Source organism: Pseudovibrio sp. JE062 (assembly GCF_000156235.1).
Taxonomy (GTDB): domain Bacteria; phylum Pseudomonadota; class Alphaproteobacteria; order Rhizobiales; family Stappiaceae; genus Pseudovibrio.
The window spans coordinates 255,741-271,779 of sequence record NZ_DS996808.1 but is presented as its reverse complement, the minus strand read 5'-3'; the positions used below and the strand labels follow the sequence as shown (position 1 = coordinate 271,779).

The window sequence follows — 16,039 nt, the reverse complement described above, 5'->3', positions numbered from 1 at the left end:
GCGAGGTTCGCCAAAACACAGCAACACAGAAAAACGCATAAGCTCGCAAACCAACGCACATTTCAACGCAAACGAGATATCCCCGTTGGGACTGGGCGTTAAGCTGTTTCCAGAAATGCCGGATCAGCAACCACAGCACGCAGCACCAGATCAGACACGCTGCGGGCGATTTCCTCAACATCCCTTTCGGTTTGCTCGGGACGCGGGGAGTACCAGAAGCACGGGCCGTTCATCAAAATGATGATGGAATGCAAGGTGATGGAGACAGACTGATTGGCGAACACGCCAGCTTCTATCCCCTCTGTCAGCACGGCGCGATACAGGTTCTCATAGGAGCGGCGCATTTCGATGATCTGCTCAATCATCTCCTTCTCATGCGGTTTCGCCGAACCACGGAAGAACATGCGCGTGTCTTCGCTGACAACGCGGTGATAACTCAGGAACCTGAGGATGCGCAGCACATGGGCAAACGACATGGCGCGCAGCTTTTCCAGCGGGGGAATATCCTGCGCGGCGATTGGGCTAACCCGTTCCATCAGCAGGGAAACTGAGCGCAGGCGCACCGCATAAAGCAGTTCGCCCTTGGAGCGGAAATGGTGGTAAACGCGACCTTTCGTGGACCCCAGAAGACCGGCAATATCATCAATGGAAGCCACATCCGGCCCCATCTTCATGAAGCACTCGGCAGCAGCATCCAATATCTCCTGCTGAGACCGGCTCAAATCTTCAATCATTCCCGAATTCCCTCAAGCCCCGCGCAATCTTTCCTTTAGATACACAGGTTTACAGCATACGCCCAAAGCAAAACCGTAGCACACCTAACAAAATTGTGTACCAGAAAACCCTTTACCAAAAGCACCGGTAACTTGTATAAGTTCAACCTATGATAGATGGAATTGGCTCCTCATTTGCTGGACTTGCTCGCCCCGCGTCTTACAACGCGGCCCAGCCTGCACGCGTAAACCAGCAGGAAACAACGCCTTTTTCCATTGAGCATGCGGTTCCGAAGGATTCGGTCACGATCACCAGCGACCTTTCCGCCAATCCGGTTGCAGCCTCGTCCTCCTCTGAAAAGTCCAAGAATGAAAATGGACAGCTTTCCGAGGGAGAACAGGAGCAAGTTCAAGAGCTTAAGACCCGCGACGCGGAAGTCCGCGCTCACGAACAAGCCCACGCAGCAGCCGGCGGCGCATTCGCTGGCGCGCCAAGCTACACCGAAACCCGCGGCCCCGACGGTCACAGCTATGCCATTGGCGGCGAAGTCTCAATTGACTCCGCACCGATCTCCGGAGATCCGGAAGCCAGCATCGCAAAGCTGACCACTGTCATCGCAGCAGCCCTCGCCCCTGCACAGCCATCCGGTCAGGATCAGGCCGTTGCAGCACAGGCTCAAACTAACCTGGCACAAGCCTACACCGAGCTTCGTGAGAAGAATCTTGGCGGTGGTGAAGAGCAGGAAGCCAGCGAAGTCAGTGGCTTACAGTCTCTGCTGCAGGTTCAGGAATACCCTGAAACCGCCTCCGACCCATCCGCCCTGCTCCTCAACGCAACCCAAGCTTATCAAGCTGCGGCGGTTTAGCGCTATCTGAGCAGTACTCAGTTTATTCCCGTAGTCTTTACACCTCTTGCGCGCAATAACTCCATGAAAACATGATATTTTCTTGGGCGCTTACCTATGTCTGCCAAGCAAAAGAGTATCACAGCCCACTAAAATTTTTTCATAGAGTCACAAGAGAGATAAGTAAAAGTCATTGACACGTATTTTGTACTAGCCTAAGGCGGAAATGCACTTAGCGTCACTAGAGTTTGCTGTGAAACTGACAAAAGCCAAAGCGACTGTATTAGCTGCACTGTTTGTGTTGATGCAGCTTGTTGCACCTCCCGGAATGATGGTTTCCGGAGGAGAGGACGGCTTTGAGATTGTCATCTGCACCGCGCAAGGTATGCAAACCGTGCTCCTTGACGAGCATGGTAACGAAATCCAGCAGGCTGAAGAGCAGGAAGCCTACGACAATTGCGCATTCGGTAATGTTGTTGCCAAGGCACTCAGCGCTTCCCCTCACACAGAGTTCGACGCTTCTCCCCTTCCTATTGATGTGGTTACGCTTCCGACAAGTATTGCACTTACGGAAACGACCGTGCGCATCGCTGCGCCCAGAGCACCTCCCGCCCAAGCATAATTTGGTTTGTCCCGGCCTTTCTTAGTTTGGCTAATATGCTGACATAAAAGGGCTATTTTCTCAACGGACATTCTGGTTCCGTCATGCAAACCCATGGCAACCAAAGGTTTTCTGCAGGCTGCTTGCAGAAAAGCCAGTGCCACAATTGCATGCATCGGACCTGCAGGACGCTGCTCCTGCCACTCGCTTATCCCCTCAATCTCAGCAATGGCTGAGGTTGGCTCTGATGGCTCATCAAGCGCAAGGTGCACTCACTTGGCTTTGAAACCAACAACCGTATTGGCCTGCTGGCTCGCAACATGGTTTGTGATCCTGCAGCTTATCGCGCCGCCCGGCATGATGCCGCGCGCCGGTACGGATGGTTTTGAAATCACGATCTGCACATCCCAGGGCCTTCAGCAGATCTTCATTGAGACCTCTGATGAAGATGAAGAGCAAAAAGACAAGCAGAACAATATGTTCTGTATGTTCTCTTTCGCTTCACTTAAGTCGCCTGATGCTGCTTCTCAGAGCATTTTTGTCCTTGAACCAGCAAAGCCGAAGCGTGTCTTCGCCCCCAACGAGGTGGGGCATTATACAATTCCACGGCGAAGCCATGCTCCGCGAGCCCCTCCGGTCTTTCTCTGATTTTCGCAAGATTACAGACAAAGATTGGAATTGAAATGAACAAGTTCAAACAACTACTTAACGTCAGTGGTATTCTGGCAGCGTCGCTTCCTGCTCTGGTTTCTGGCGTTTCCACAGTGCACGCGGAAGACATCCAGCAGCTGCGCATTGCGGTGAAGAAAGACCGCTACAGTGTAGACCCGAAGAAGTTCAACTTCACCACTCGCCGTCCAGCCGGGCAGATCGTGGAAACCGCTGTAAAGCCAGACGAAAACTTCATTCCGCAGGGCGTTCTGTTTGAGACCTGGGACTACAAAGACGGCGTCTACAGCATCAAACTGCGCGAAGGTATCACGTTCCATGACGGACAAACCTTTGATGCAAAAGCCGCAATCGACGCGCTGAAGCTGTACGATCAGGGCCGCTCTGACTTCCTGCAGATCGATCAGGAGAGCTTTGACCAGACCGGGCCTTACACCTTCACCTTCAAGTCCGAGATTAACTCCTCGCTCGTCATCGAAAACATGACCCACCGCGGAGCCTCCCTGTTCTCCATCAACGGTGACCGCGCAGAAAATCCAATCGGAACAGGTCCTTACCTGCTGGACAACTATAAGCCTAAACAGTCCATCAGCATGAAACGCAATAATGAGTACTGGGGTGAGAAGCCGAAGGTTGAGAACATCACCTATCACTTCATCGCTGATGATCAGGTCCGTTTGCTGGCACTGCAGAACAAGGAAGTGGACATAGTAGCCGAGGTCACCCCTCAGATGCTGCTGAGCCTGCCAAAAGACGGCTCTGTTGTCGTGCACGAGTCCCGCCCAATCCGTTACGTGGCTCTGTTGACCAATCTGCACGGCAAAGCGCCTTACGACACGCTGAAAGACAAACGCGTGCGCGAAGCGCTGGCCTATGCCATCAACCGCGAGCAGCTCGCTCAGGTGCTGTTCAACGGCAAAGGCGTTGTTGCAAAAGGCATTTTGCCAAACTGGATGTTTGGTCTTGGCGATGATCACGTCGACGGTTTTGATTACAACATCCAAAAAGCAGAAGCCCTGCTGGATGAAGCGGGCTGGACCAAGGGTAGCGATGGCATGCGTAGCAAAGACGGCAAAGCGATGAAGCTGCGCCTTGTTGCGGCGTATCCAAACGTTTCCAGCGTGCGCCCAATGCCAGAGCTTCTAGACCAGATGTTCCGCACTATCGGCATCGATATTGAGCTGGTTCAAGTAGATGATTCAGGCGTTTACGACGACACCTATCTGGCAACCGGTGAAGCGGATCTGTACATGGAGTTTGCCTCCAACAACAACGCAGACCCAACCTACCTGCTGTACAACCTATTCCACTCCAAAACCCCATGGGGCTACCAGTACACTGCACCGGGCGGCAAGCTGGACACCATCCTCGACAATGCCCGTCAGGCGCAGAGCCGCGAAGAAGTCATTGAACTTGTTCGTGAAGCGCACCGCGAAATCGTACAGACCAAACTGGCTGCTATTCCAATCCTGATGGTGCCGAACTTCAACCTGTCTCGTCCAGGTCTGAAGGTTCCTATGTTCGAACACGCTGACTGGATCGACTACGGTCAGGTTACTCAGACCAAATAAGAGATGCGCAGCACAGGCCATCGCAATGCGGTGCTCTGTGCTGCCTTTTCACGAAAGATAAGCAAATGAAGCAGTTTGTTTTCAAGCGCACGCTTTCGGGAATACCAACTCTGTTTGGCATGACCCTGATTGGTTTTCTGATTATCGGCCTTACCCCCGGTGATCCCATCGAGATGGAACTGCGCCGCCTGGGCGTGGCATTTTCTGCTGAGCAAGTGGATGCCCTACGCGCAGAGTACGGACTCGATAAGCCACTGATACAACGTTATTTTATCTGGTTGTTGGACCTGTTCCAGCTGGATCTGGGCACATCCATCGCCTCGGGCCGACCTGTGCTGGAGCTGTTTAAAGAGCACCTGCCGATCACGGCAATACTATCCGTTCTGGCCTTTGTCAGCTCGCTGGCTTTGTCACTGGTGCTTGGCGCCGTAACGGCTGTTTCACAGCGCACATCGCTCTCCACCAGCCTTTACGTGCTGACCATGTTTCTGGTCTCCGTGCCATCCTTCTGGCTGGCGCTGTTTCTGCTTGCAGTGTTTGCATTAGGTCTCGGGTGGTTCAAGCTATTGCAGTTCGGCAATGCGCAGGATCTGATCTTGCCGGTGATTACGCTGGCGCTTGGCAATGCGGCCGTGATGAGCCGTTTGGTGCGAGAGCGGATCATTGCCGTGATGAGCGAGGATTACATCCGTCTGGCTATCACTAAGGGCCTGTCCCGCCGTACTATTTTAGGCCGCCATGTGCTGAAATCCATTCTGCCGCCCCTCGTCACCAACTGGGCGATCTCGTTCGGCTCGCTGCTTGGTGGCTCGGTGATTATCGAAAATATCTTCAACTTGCCGGGGCTTGGACAGCTGGCTTTGCAGGCCATCGCAGAGCGGGACTTCGCAATTTTGCAAGCCTATCTGCTGTTTATGGGGCTAGTGTTCTTTCTGGCGAACTTCCTGGCAGACCTGACGAACCACTGGCTCATGCCTCAACTCAAGGAGGATGAGCATGGCTTACGTTGAGAGTGCTAGATCCCTCCCTCTTTCGCGGGTTACAGACCTCTTCAGAGGCAAAACCACGTTTCTTCTGGGCAGCCTCTTCCTATGCGTCTTCATCACGCTGGCTTTAGGCGGAGAAACCTTTGCGCCACATCCACCCAACCAGATTGACCTGCTCCACCGCCTCAGCGCACCTAACCTGACTTACCCGCTCGGCACAGACCATCTGGGCCGCTGTATCCTCTCCCGCCTGATGGCTGGTACGGCACTTTCTCTAGGCACAGCGCTCACAACAGCCGGACTTATCCTCGCTATCGCTTTGCCCGTTGGCCTGCTCTCCGCCCTCTACAAAGGCTGGGTTGATGCGGTTTTGATGCGGATTGCGGATATCTTCCTCGCGTTTCCCATGCTGGTGTTTGCCCTCGCAATCATCGGCTATTTGGGCGCGTCCCTGACTTCCGCCGTCATCGGCGTTGCTCTGGCATGGTGGCCAAGTCTGGCGCGTTTGGTGCGAACCCTCACGCTGGATGCAGCTTCCAAAGAATATGTGCTTGCCTCCCGCCAATGCGGGCAGAAGCCTTTGAGTATCATAGCAAAACACATCCTCCCGCAGATCTTGCCGCCTCTGCTTGTGGTCCTCTCTCTGGAGATGGCTGGCCTTCTGCTGGTGCTCTCCTCCCTCAGCTTCCTCGGCCTCGGAGCACAACCACCAGCCGCAGAATGGGGTGCCATGCTCAACGAGGCACGGCCTTTCTTTGCTGAGCGCCCAAGCGTCGTTCTGGCACCGGGCATCGTCATCATCCTCGCCGTTCTCAGCTTCAATCTGGTGGGCGAAGGCATCCGTTTTCAGCTGGACAAGAGGAAACCCTACAGATGGTAGAAACACCGCTTCTTCAGGTCCAAGACCTCACCATCGCCAATGCTGCCCAGGACAACGAGCCACTGGTTGAAAGCGTGAGTTTTGAGCTTGCCGCGGGGCAGCGTTTAGGCCTCATCGGCAAATCCGGTTGCGGTAAGTCCCTGACCTGTCACGCAATTACCGGCGCCTTACGCGCTCCACTTGAAGCAACGAGAGGCTCGATCTGCTTTCAGGGCAAAGACCTGTTGCAGATGCAGCAGGCTGAGAAACAGCGGATCAGAGGCACAGGCATCTTCTGCATCTTTCAGAGCCCCGGCAGCGCTTTGCACCCCAGCCTGACAATTGAGAGGCAACTGCTGGAAACCGCTGGCAATGTCTCGCTGCTCGGACAAGACGCCCACCATGCAATCTTTCAGGCATTGGAGGCAGTCTCTCTCCCCAAGCATTGCCTGAAGCAGTATCCCAATGCTCTGAGCGGCGGTATGAAGCAACGAGTGATGATGACTATGGCCTTGATTTTAAAGCCAACCATCCTGATTGCCGATGAGCCAACCACCGGCCTTGATGTGATCACCGAGCATGAAACCTTGCAGGCACTCGATGTAGTCCAGCAGGAAACCGGCTCCGCTCTGCTATTCGTCAGTCATGACCTGCGCATTGTTCGACAAACCTGCGCTTCGGTGCTGGTGATGGATGCCGGTAGGATTGTCGACGCTTGCGATCTCAACCAACCCGTCGCGCCGGATTGCCACCGCGCCACCGCCGAAATCACCAGAGCTATGGAAAGGCTTCAACTATGACCATGGAAGCAAGGCATCTCTCCATTGCCTATGGCGACAATCAGGTGCTCTCTGAAGTCAGCCTGACCCTGCATCCCTCGCGCACCACAGGCCTTGTCGGCCGCTCTGGCTGCGGGAAATCAACACTGGCCAAGGCCATGACAGGGATCATCCCGGCACCGCAAGATGCCTTGTTTCACAACAACCAGATCTTCTTTCCCGATCTCAGCAAAACCGGAAATATCATACACTACATGTGGCAGGACCCGCTGGCCGCGCTCAGTCCATTCCTGAATGCGCTGGACTTGATCTGCGAGCCACTGAAAGCCATTCATAAGCTGCCCAAAGCTGCGCGGCACAAACAGGCACGTGGGCTACTGCATATGGTTGGACTGGAAGATACCTGCGCCGCAAAACGCCCTCACCAGCTTTCCGGAGGACAATGCCAACGTATTGCTCTGGCACGCGCTTTAGCCGTGAAGCCGAAGTTTCTGGTGTTGGATGAACCACTTTCCGCACTGGATCTGGTCACTCAGGAGCAAATCGCATCCCTCCTGCGCAAAGTGCGAGCAGAGATGAACATGGGCATCCTCATCATCTCCCACGACCTGCAAACCCTGGCAAAACTGGCAGATGATATCGCTGTCATGGATGGCGGTAGGATCGTGGAACATAAGGCAACGGAGGAGTTCTTTGCCACCCCCGAGCATCCACTTTCACGTCAGTTTGTTGAGATCTCAAGGTATTCCACTCCAGCGGCCTAGCCATTGAAATTTTTCAATAAACTGTGCTGCCCTGCGACAAAACACTCCGTTAGTCTCTGGCGAAACCCATTTCGCCAGTTTGTATTTTTGGATTGAGCATGCCCCTTCTGGAACAGAGTGACATTGAACAGATCAGCCGAGACACCCAGCTTGGCAAACTCAGAAGGAACAAGGTGCTCTACAACGCTCTCCCACAACGCCAGCAGGAGAGCATTCTGCTTGGGTCCGGGCTCGTCGGCGTGATGCTGTTCCAGACGAGCGATACCACGCTGCAGCTGGCTTTGGGGCGAGCGGACGTCTACAACGTGAACCCCGAAGTGACGGCCCACCGCAAACCACTCGGGTACTGTGAACTCACCTTCTCCAGCAAAATCAAAGGCGTCGAGTTACGGCTTGATCTTTCCGCAGGCATCCTCTCCGGCACGTTGCAGCTGGAAGAGGAAGACGTCACCTTCACCTGCTTTTGCCATGCTTTGAGCGATAGCATCATCCTTGATGTGAAGCAGGCTGTGACAAGTTCCACGCTCACCTATCATCCAGTCATGAACCCGCAGTCCTCCCGCTCCCGAAACTCACATCCGCACGACAACGGGCCGTTTGAGCTAGCTGAAGTTCGGTCCTACGCAGATGACATTGGCGCGTACACAAGCACGACCTATCGTGAACGTGGTATGAAGGCTGGAGAGGTGATCGTTGCCACCTCAACTCAGCGCCATCACCAAAGCCTCCGGCATTTCTGCCGTATAGAGTATGATCGATATAACAACGAGCAGCTTACGGAAACTGCCCGCGCCAACCTTCAGGCAACGCTAAACGAACCCTATGAAACACAAAGGCAATCCCATGAGGACGAATGGGCGGAGTACGCCAGCAGAACGCTGATTTCGCTGCCGGATGAGGAGCTTGAGTCCTATGTTGATTTTCAGTTCTACAAGCTCCGCTGCCTCACTCGGCCGGATGGTGCGCTGATTGATCTGCAAGGCGTTTGGTTTGATCCGACAACCCCGTGGCCCGGCGTCTGGCACAATCTCAACTCCCAGCTTACCTATTGGATCTGCGCATATGGCAATCGCTCTGATCTGATAAAACCACTCATTCGCCAGTTAGAGGAACATGAGCACCAACTGGCAAAAATGGGTGGAGAGACAGGTGGGTATAATCTTTACACCGTCACCAACGTGGATTTCTGCCCACCGGGACCAAAACCAACGCCAATCGCTCCCTTAGCCGAAGGGGATGGCATTGCGGATGGCACGGCCTACCACACACAAAACGTGCAGGATGCCACACTTGGGAACTTCCTCTGGCTCGTCCATAATCTCTGGCTCTCAGCTTCTTACGAAGATGATCAAGATGCGCTTCACACGGTCGTTAAACACTTCCTGAAGAAGGGAATTCAGTTCTACCGGCATCATTTCATCTATGCATCCGATGGTTCAATCCATCTGCCGGAAACGTTCTCGCCAGAATACAAATCCGCGCGTAATTGCAACTATGACCTTGCCGTGCTGAAGTGGGCGATCTCCACCTATCTGGCCCTTGAGCCTGACACTGAAGAAAGGCTGGAATACGCTGAGATTCTAGGGCGATTGGTGGACTATCCCTACTCAGAGGAGACTGGGTATCTGATTGGTCAGGATGTCGCCCTAACCGACGCGCACCGGCATTACAGCCACTTGCTGATGGCCTATCCGTTTTACCTGCGCAATGCGGATCAAGAGGGCGAGAAGGAACGTATTCGCAAGTCTACCGATCATTGGCAGAGCTTCTCAAAATCACCTCATGAACCACACGAGAAGCTGGTTGGTTACTCCTTTACCGGCGCAGCTTCACTCTACGCCGCCATTGGCGAAGGCGAAATTGTACACGAGTATCTGCGGGCGTTTCTGGATACGGGTGCAGGCGGACGGATGCATCTGACCAACACGCAATATTATGAACACGCCGGAGTTGACGCCACCACGGTGGAAGTCCCTCTCACAGGAGCAACGGCGGCCATAGACATGCTACTACAAAGCTGGGGCGGTAAGATCCGCGTGTTCCCGGCAATCCCACAAGGTTGGAAAGATGCCTCATTCTTCAATCTGCCAGCCCACGGCGGGTATCTGGTCAGCGCTGTGCTGCGTGACGGTGTGCTTGCCTTCCTTTCTGTAAAAGCAAAAAAGACGGGCGAGTTTACTTTGCAGTCTAAGTTTCTTCCTGAAGAATTGCGCAACACCAGCATTCATTTGGCAACAGGTAAAACTTACGTTCGGGCAACACAAAAATTTGATCTTGCTTCCTTCCTTAAAGAAGAACAGTCCAAGATCAGGTTCAGCAAGCAAGGAATCGTAATTCCACGTAAAAAACAGGATATTTATTAAAATATTTTCATAGTAATACTTTGATATACCACTGAGGAACTACTTATTCTCATCCCGTAAACATTGCAATGCGTCGAGATTCCCGATCTCACGCAATAAATATTTCATGGCTGGATCATTGAGGAGTGAGCCGCCGTGAGATGGGGGGAGAATTTGATGAAGAGCGTTACACTCACGTCGATTGCTGCTTTGACGCTGCCGTTTCTGGCCGCCAATGGCTGGGCCTATAATGAGGCGCCAATGCTCAAGCAGTTGGTCGAAGCCGGTCAATTGCCACCGGTTGAAGAGCGCCTGCCGAAAAATCCACGCGTCATCCCGGTCTACGACAGCATCGGCACCTATGGCGGTGTCCTGAAACGCGCTTTCAAAGGCCCAAGCGACCGCTGGGGGCCAACCAAGCTTATGGAAGAGCGTGTGGTGGAAACCTACATGGACGGCGAGAAGAACCTGTCCCTGGTTCCGGGTTGGATCGGCGAATACTCCGTGAGTGAAGATGCCCGCGAGTTCACCTTCACAATCCGCGAAGGCCTGCGCTGGTCTGATGGGGCCCCTGTCACCACTCGTGACGTGCGCTTCTGGTATGAGGACGTGTTCCTCAACGAAGACCTGATGCCATCCATCAAGGCGCTGTACACCTCCAATGGGGTGCCAATGAAGCTGTCTTTTGCCGATGACTACACTTTCACAGTCTCCTTTGAAAAGCCATATCCGCTGTTCCTGACCGTTCTGGCTAAGGAAAGCACCGGTCGTCCGGGCCTCGACCGTCCGGGCTTCATTGAGCCGTTCCATTATCTCAAAGACTACCACCCAACTTACGCTGATCCAGCCAAGCTAGACGCGGCCATTGCCAAACATGGCGCCAAGAAATGGACCGATCTCTGGGATTCCAAGGGCCAGATCCAGGCATGGTGGTTCAACCCGGATATGCCGGTCTTGACCGCGTGGCGCGTAAAGACCCCGCCACCATCTGACACCGTAGTCATGGAGCGTAACCCTTACTATTACGGCGTGGATGCAGAAGGAAACCAGCTTCCATACATCGACCAGATCGAGCATCGCCTGTTCCAAGACCCGGAAGCCATCAACTTCATGGCCATTCAGGGTGAGATCGACCTGCAAAACCGCCACATCAACGTAGCCGACTTCACGCTCCTGAAAGAGAACGAAGCCAAGGGCGACTACACCATTGAGAAATGGACTAAGGCTCTAACCTGGAGCATCATGCCAAACCTGAACTCGGCAGATGCAACCAAACAGGCTTTGTTTGAGGACATTCGCTTCCGCGAAGCGCTTAACGTTTCCATAGATCGCGAAACCATCAACGAGCTGGCGTTCTCAGGCCTTGGTGAAGCCCGTCAGGCCTCCCCGATCTCTGGATCTCCATTCTATGATGAAAGCGCAGAAAGCCGCTGGACAGAGTATGATCCAGAGCGGGCTGCTGCTCTGCTTGATGAGATCGGCCTGACAGAACGTGATTCCGATGGTTTCCGTCTGATGCCGGATGGCCGCCGCCTCAGCTTCGTACTTGAGACTCGCTGGGATATTCAGGGTGAGCTGCTGGAAGTGGTGCGAACTTACTGGCAGGACATGGGCATCGAGGTTCTGGTCCGCATTATCGACCGGACTTTGTTCCAGCAGCATGTTGAAACCGCAGACTTCGACATGATCCTCGACACATTCGACCGCTCTTCCGTGATTACCGCTGATCCAGTTCGTTTCCTGGGCCGCGGTGGCTTTGCGCAGAACTACTTCAACTGGTGGTACTCCAACGGCAAATCTGGTGAAGAGCCACCGAAGGATCACGCAATCCGCGATGTTTGGGCAGCTTGGGATTCAGCACAGACTGCAACCAGCCTAGAAGAAGCAAATGCCTATGCAAAACAGATGGTTGACGTTCACACCAAGAACGTTTGGCACATTGGCCTGGTGGGCGAAACACCAGCAATCTACGTGCGCAAAAACAATCTGAAGAACTTCCCTGCGGGGTTTGTCCATGACGACGCGTTACGCGGCGTTGGCCTCGCATACCCGCAGCAGCTCTACTTTGAGAAGTAAGCACCTCAATTGAGCTCTGCGTAACATGCCCGCCTAACCCGAATTAGGCGGGCATGGTTGTGTTTAGGAGCCTGCGCGAACGACTTAGTACTTTCATGCATTACAGACCCAGAATTCCATAGCTAAGCTCTATAGAATGTGATTAAATTTTCCTGCAAACGTGCATGCTTCGAGCATGTGCGTAATCTAATAATTTCTTAAAGTATTTGAATTCAATGGGTTTTAGATTCAGAAAACGCGTCAAAGTTGCTCCTGGCCTACATCTCAACCTTTCAAAATCGGGCGTGACTACGAGTATCGGAGGCAAAGGAGCGTCAGTTAACCTTAGCTCGAAGGGAATTAGGAGCACTGTTGGAATACCTGGGACTGGTCTTTCATGGTCTCAACAACTCAAAGGACCTGACAACAATCTCGCAATGACACAAGATAAGTTGTCAACTATTGCGCACCTATTACCAGACCTAGAGAATGATATTTCCTCTATCTACTCTCAAGCTGAAAAGCTCACGAAATCATGGAACAGTTCGATTGATCGTTTCGAAGGTGGAAGAGGGCCTACCGATAGTAAATTCCAAACACTCATTAGAAAATGCGAAACAACTATCTCGTCTTACGAGGATCTTGAGTTTAAAGCAGAAGATATATCCAATGCGCTTCAAATCATCGAGAGGCAGCTTGAGCTTATTCGGATTGGTATCTTTAGCTCTAAACGTCGACGTCTAAAAGAAGATATAACTTCGGTAGTATCTGAATTCGACATCCAACTTCAGCACTATCGTGAGGCGTTAATCACTGTAAAAACAGAAATTGGCGAAGAGTTAGACGAGGCCGAAATCCGACTACAAGAAGGTAGGTCTACGCAGGATATTTAGTCCGCATCTATTCCTAAGTGCAAACTAAGCCTTTTCTGGCTTCCAATCCGGTTGTGTCTCAAAGATCGCGGTGGTTTCTGGCAGAGTGTCCCAGTGCGGCTTGTCGCGGTTGAAGATGACGACTTGTACTTCCAGATCTTCAGCGTTGTCCATGGATCCAAGTGGTAACGTCATGTGCTCTGGTGCATTGGTGTTGCGGCCATAGATTGGGCTTCCGCAGTTTGGGCAGAACGCTTTTGTGACCTGCGAACCGTTGGCGGAGGTGTAGACATACTCTCCCAGATCGCCGGAGATGTTTACCTGATCCACACAGAACATAGCGCCGACTGAATGGCCGGTGCCGCTGGTTCTACGACACTCTTCGCAGTGGCACTGCGCGGTGACCACCGGGTCGCCATCAATCTTGTAAGATACCGCCCCACACATACAACGCCCGGATCGTTTCATCGCCTGCTTACTCCACCAGTTCGCCGATCACCTCGCAAGCCATGGTGGCGATGAGAGGAACGGCTTTACGCATCATATCGGCAGCTTCAGGATTAGAGGCATTGCCCGCTTCCGCACGTGCTACAACCCCTTGAATAATAGCTGCTAACCGGAACATCGAGAACGCCAGATAGAATTCCCAGTTCTCAATCTCGCTGAGCCCCCGACGCATACAGTACTGGCGCACGTACTCCTCTTCAAGCGGAATGCCGAGCGCAACGCGGTCCAGTCCAGCAAGACCGCGCAGGCCTTTGAAGGACGGCAAACGCCACTGCATGCACTGATAGGCAAGGTCAGCCAGCGGATGGCCGAGAGTGGAGAGCTCCCAATCCAGCACCGCGACAATGCGTGGTTCTGTGGGATGGAAGATCAGATTGTCGAGCCTGTAATCCCCGTGGACCAGAGAGGAAGAACCGTCATCTTCCACCATGTTTGCTTCCAGCCATTCCATCAGTCGGTTCATGGCTGGAATGCTGACGGTCTCGGAAGCCTTGTACTGCTTGATCCAGCGCCCTGTTTGCCGCGCGAAGTAGTTGCCCGGCTTGCCGTAATCCATCAAGCCAACGGCATTGGGAGAAACATCATGCAGCGCTGCAAGCACGCGGTTCATCTCCGCAAAGATCGCCATACGCTCTTCGTTTGAACATTCCGGCAATGCCGGATCCCAGAAGATACGCCCCTCAACGTACTCCATGACGAAGAACATGGTACCGATTGGAGATTCGTCCTCCGACAGGTGGTAGACCTTAGGCACCGGTACATCACTGTCTGCCAGCGCGGCCATCACCTGATACTCACGATCCACCATATGTGCGGACTTCAGCAGATTTCCCGGAGGCTTGGCGCGCATGACGTATGTCTTGTCGGAAGTCACCAGCTTGTAGGTCGGATTGGATTGTCCGCCCGGAAACTTCTCAATTTCCAGAAGCTCACCAAATTCCGGCACGTGTTGCTGCAGGTAAGCCTGAAGCGCTGGTTTTTCCAATGTATGCAAGGCGTTCGTCATGGGCTCCCCTCCTCCATGAAACATCCATCAGCCTGACAGTTCCTCCGTCCGGTGAACAGTCAGGCTCTCACTTTGCTCTGTATCAGGCGTTGGCCATTGCCTTCACCAGCTTAGCGACGCCTTCCATGGCGCTGTTGACTGGTTCAGCATCTGTGCGGTCAGCAATCCGTCCCCAGTTGGCGGCAATTGCCTCTGGAGTGCGATCCCCCTCCGCCAGATGAATGCCTTGCGTTTCCACCATTTCAGCCAGTGTGTAGGTGCCAGCAGCAGCTACGAGCACTTTGCGGGTTGGCGCAGCCTGAGAGCACAGGAACACAACAGCAGGAGTGATGTTTTCTGGCGCCAGCATCTTCAGCGTGCCAGCATCCATGATGGTTTCAGTCATACGCGTGCCCGCAGAAGGTGCGATGCAGTTTACGTGAATGTTGCTCTTTGCACCTTCAAGGCCGAGCGTGTTCATCATGCCCCACAGGCCTGCTTTTGCCGCGCCGTAGTTCGCCTGACCGAAGTTGCCATAGATGCCAGATGGAGAGGTGGTCATGATGATACGGCCATAGCCTTGCTCTTTCATCACGTTCCAGACAGCCTTGGTGCAGAGCGCTGCACCGTTGAGGTGCACATCTACCACCTTGTTCCAGTTGGCCATTTCCATCTTGGCAAAGGACTTATCGCGCAGAATGCCAGCGTTGTTGATGAGAATGTCAACGCGGCCAAAGGCTTCGACCGCTTCAGCGACCATCGCATTGACCGCAGCTTCATCAGTTACATCTGCAGCGTTCGCTATTGCTCTGCCGCCAGCTGCCTTGATCTCCTCAACAACGGCCTCTGCCGCTGTTGCGGAAGAGCCGGAGCCGTCAACCGAGCCGCCCAGATCGTTCACCACCACAGCAGCACCGCGCGCGGCTAGCTCCAGCGCATAAAGACGGCCAAGCCCACCACCTGCACCTGTGATAATCGCTACCTGACCGGCAAAATTCATCGTGTCCTGCGTCATGCAGCTACCTCCTCAAAAAACGTCATAGTCAGCCATTGTGCGACCAACGCAGGGCTTTCGACACCCTCAATCTCTATTGAAAGACCAAACTCCTGGAGGATCTGCCCATCTCCCTTGCGGGTCAGACCATCCAGAGTGAAACGTCCCCGAATGCGTTTACCAGTGGCGACGGGATGCAAAAAGCGGATTTTATTGAAACCATAGTTGATACCCATGGTCCGCCCTTTCACATCCGGCAGGGATTCAATAGCGAACTTGCTGGCGAGTGAAAGCGTAAGGAACCCATGAGCGATGGTGCCACCGAAAGGGGTTTCCGCAGCTGCTCGCTCGGGATCCATATGAATGAACTGCTCATCAAACGTCAATTTGCCGAAGGTGGAGATCATCTCCTGATCCACTTCCACCCAGTCAGACAGGCCAATCTGCTGGCCGACACGGGCCTCTAGTTCTTCTACTGTCAGTTCCACGGGGCTTCT

The 16,039-nt window shown here is 53.6% G+C and carries 16 protein-coding genes and 1 pseudogene; 12 read left to right on the top strand and 5 right to left on the bottom strand.

Features of this window, described 5'->3' with window-relative positions; genetic code table 11:
* Positions 1-98: 98 nt before the first annotated feature.
* Positions 99-734: a TetR/AcrR family transcriptional regulator gene (locus PJE062_RS11250; protein ID WP_008549182.1), complete on the bottom strand. Its 636-nt coding sequence runs from the start codon at positions 732-734 to the stop codon at positions 99-101.
* 149 nt (positions 735-883) lie between these two features.
* Between PJE062_RS11250 and PJE062_RS11245 the strand changes: the two genes are divergently transcribed.
* The 12 genes and pseudogenes from PJE062_RS11245 (at position 884) to PJE062_RS11195 (ending at position 13,077) form a co-directional block, all read left to right on the top strand.
* Positions 884-1,579: a putative metalloprotease CJM1_0395 family protein gene (locus PJE062_RS11245; protein WP_008548870.1), complete on the top strand. Its 696-nt coding sequence runs from the start codon at positions 884-886 to the stop codon at positions 1,577-1,579.
* A gap of 232 nt (positions 1,580-1,811) precedes the next feature.
* Complete coding sequence (locus PJE062_RS11240) at positions 1,812-2,180, top strand: DUF2946 family protein (RefSeq protein WP_008549257.1); 369 nt, start codon at positions 1,812-1,814, stop codon at positions 2,178-2,180.
* 255 nt (positions 2,181-2,435) lie between these two features.
* Positions 2,436-2,807: a DUF2946 family protein gene (locus PJE062_RS25815; RefSeq protein ID WP_157039133.1), complete on the top strand. Its 372-nt coding sequence runs from the start codon at positions 2,436-2,438 to the stop codon at positions 2,805-2,807.
* A gap of 35 nt (positions 2,808-2,842) precedes the next feature.
* Positions 2,843-4,399 carry an ABC transporter substrate-binding protein gene (locus PJE062_RS11230; protein ID WP_008549058.1) on the top strand — a complete coding sequence of 519 codons (1,557 nt, stop codon included), beginning with the start codon at positions 2,843-2,845 and terminating at the stop codon, positions 4,397-4,399.
* A 65-nt stretch (positions 4,400-4,464) separates the two neighbouring features.
* Entirely contained in the window at positions 4,465-5,409 is a 945-nt protein-coding gene (locus PJE062_RS11225; protein WP_008549408.1) for an ABC transporter permease, read from the top strand.
* The gene (locus tag PJE062_RS11220; protein ID WP_008548946.1) at positions 5,396-6,265 is read left to right on the top strand and encodes an ABC transporter permease; all 870 of its coding nucleotides are present in this window, start codon (positions 5,396-5,398) and stop codon (positions 6,263-6,265) included. The genes PJE062_RS11225 and PJE062_RS11220 overlap by 14 nt, the downstream gene beginning before the upstream one ends.
* On the top strand, positions 6,259-7,044 hold the full coding sequence (locus PJE062_RS11215; protein ID WP_008549084.1) for a dipeptide/oligopeptide/nickel ABC transporter ATP-binding protein: 786 nt from the start codon (positions 6,259-6,261) through the stop codon (positions 7,042-7,044). Before PJE062_RS11220 ends, PJE062_RS11215 begins: the two co-directional genes overlap by 7 nt.
* On the top strand, positions 7,041-7,787 hold the full coding sequence (locus PJE062_RS11210) for an ABC transporter ATP-binding protein (protein ID WP_008549409.1): 747 nt from the start codon (positions 7,041-7,043) through the stop codon (positions 7,785-7,787). Before PJE062_RS11215 ends, PJE062_RS11210 begins: the two co-directional genes overlap by 4 nt.
* 98 nt (positions 7,788-7,885) lie before the next feature.
* Positions 7,886-10,150 (top strand): glycoside hydrolase family 95-like protein, encoded by a 2,265-nt coding sequence (locus PJE062_RS11205; RefSeq protein WP_008549312.1) that lies wholly within the window; start codon positions 7,886-7,888, stop codon positions 10,148-10,150.
* Between the two features lie 156 nt (positions 10,151-10,306).
* A complete protein-coding gene (locus PJE062_RS11200; protein WP_008549117.1) occupies positions 10,307-12,205 on the top strand; it encodes an ABC transporter substrate-binding protein in 1,899 nt (632 codons plus the stop codon).
* 215 nt (positions 12,206-12,420) lie between these two features.
* A pseudogene (locus PJE062_RS27090) lies at positions 12,421-12,573 on the top strand (DUF4236 domain-containing protein); the annotation flags it as partial.
* A gap of 48 nt (positions 12,574-12,621) precedes the next feature.
* A complete protein-coding gene (locus PJE062_RS11195; RefSeq protein WP_037036641.1) occupies positions 12,622-13,077 on the top strand; it encodes a hypothetical protein in 456 nt (151 codons plus the stop codon).
* 24 nt (positions 13,078-13,101) lie between these two features.
* Here PJE062_RS11195 and PJE062_RS11190 read toward each other — a convergent pair whose 3' ends face one another.
* From PJE062_RS11190 to PJE062_RS11175, 4 genes are all read right to left on the bottom strand, one after another.
* Positions 13,102-13,524, bottom strand: a complete 423-nt coding sequence (locus PJE062_RS11190) for a GFA family protein (RefSeq protein WP_208982257.1) — start codon at positions 13,522-13,524, stop codon at positions 13,102-13,104.
* A gap of 7 nt (positions 13,525-13,531) precedes the next feature.
* The gene (locus tag PJE062_RS11185) at positions 13,532-14,569 is read right to left on the bottom strand and encodes a phosphotransferase (protein ID WP_008549427.1); all 1,038 of its coding nucleotides are present in this window, start codon (positions 14,567-14,569) and stop codon (positions 13,532-13,534) included.
* 82 nt (positions 14,570-14,651) lie between these two features.
* Positions 14,652-15,563, bottom strand: a complete 912-nt coding sequence (locus tag PJE062_RS11180) for an SDR family NAD(P)-dependent oxidoreductase (RefSeq protein WP_008548950.1) — start codon at positions 15,561-15,563, stop codon at positions 14,652-14,654.
* Complete coding sequence (locus PJE062_RS11175) at positions 15,560-16,030, bottom strand: MaoC family dehydratase (protein WP_008549171.1); 471 nt, start codon at positions 16,028-16,030, stop codon at positions 15,560-15,562. The genes PJE062_RS11180 and PJE062_RS11175 overlap by 4 nt, the downstream gene beginning before the upstream one ends.
* Positions 16,031-16,039: the final 9 nt, after the last annotated feature.

What these genes read in the sequence shown, in the direction of transcription:
- PJE062_RS11195 (WP_037036641.1), top strand. Translation starts at nt 12,622, where the DNA reads ATGACACAAGATAAGTTGTCAACTATTGCGCACCTATTACCAGACCTA.
- PJE062_RS11200 (WP_008549117.1), top strand. Translation starts at nt 10,307, where the DNA reads ATGAAGAGCGTTACACTCACGTCGATTGCTGCTTTGACGCTGCCGTTT.
- PJE062_RS11225 (WP_008549408.1), top strand. Translation starts at nt 4,465, where the DNA reads ATGAAGCAGTTTGTTTTCAAGCGCACGCTTTCGGGAATACCAACTCTG.
- PJE062_RS11210 (WP_008549409.1), top strand. Translation starts at nt 7,041, where the DNA reads ATGACCATGGAAGCAAGGCATCTCTCCATTGCCTATGGCGACAATCAG.
- PJE062_RS11215 (WP_008549084.1), top strand. Translation starts at nt 6,259, where the DNA reads ATGGTAGAAACACCGCTTCTTCAGGTCCAAGACCTCACCATCGCCAAT.
- PJE062_RS11185 (WP_008549427.1), bottom strand. Translation starts at nt 14,569, where the DNA reads ATGACGAACGCCTTGCATACATTGGAAAAACCAGCGCTTCAGGCTTAC.
- PJE062_RS11245 (WP_008548870.1), top strand. Translation starts at nt 884, where the DNA reads ATGATAGATGGAATTGGCTCCTCATTTGCTGGACTTGCTCGCCCCGCG.
- PJE062_RS11230 (WP_008549058.1), top strand. Translation starts at nt 2,843, where the DNA reads ATGAACAAGTTCAAACAACTACTTAACGTCAGTGGTATTCTGGCAGCG.
- PJE062_RS11205 (WP_008549312.1), top strand. Translation starts at nt 7,886, where the DNA reads ATGCCCCTTCTGGAACAGAGTGACATTGAACAGATCAGCCGAGACACC.
- PJE062_RS11220 (WP_008548946.1), top strand. Translation starts at nt 5,396, where the DNA reads ATGGCTTACGTTGAGAGTGCTAGATCCCTCCCTCTTTCGCGGGTTACA.
- PJE062_RS11180 (WP_008548950.1), bottom strand. Translation starts at nt 15,563, where the DNA reads ATGACGCAGGACACGATGAATTTTGCCGGTCAGGTAGCGATTATCACA.
- PJE062_RS11190 (WP_208982257.1), bottom strand. Translation starts at nt 13,524, where the DNA reads ATGAAACGATCCGGGCGTTGTATGTGTGGGGCGGTATCTTACAAGATT.
- PJE062_RS11250 (WP_008549182.1), bottom strand. Translation starts at nt 734, where the DNA reads ATGATTGAAGATTTGAGCCGGTCTCAGCAGGAGATATTGGATGCTGCT.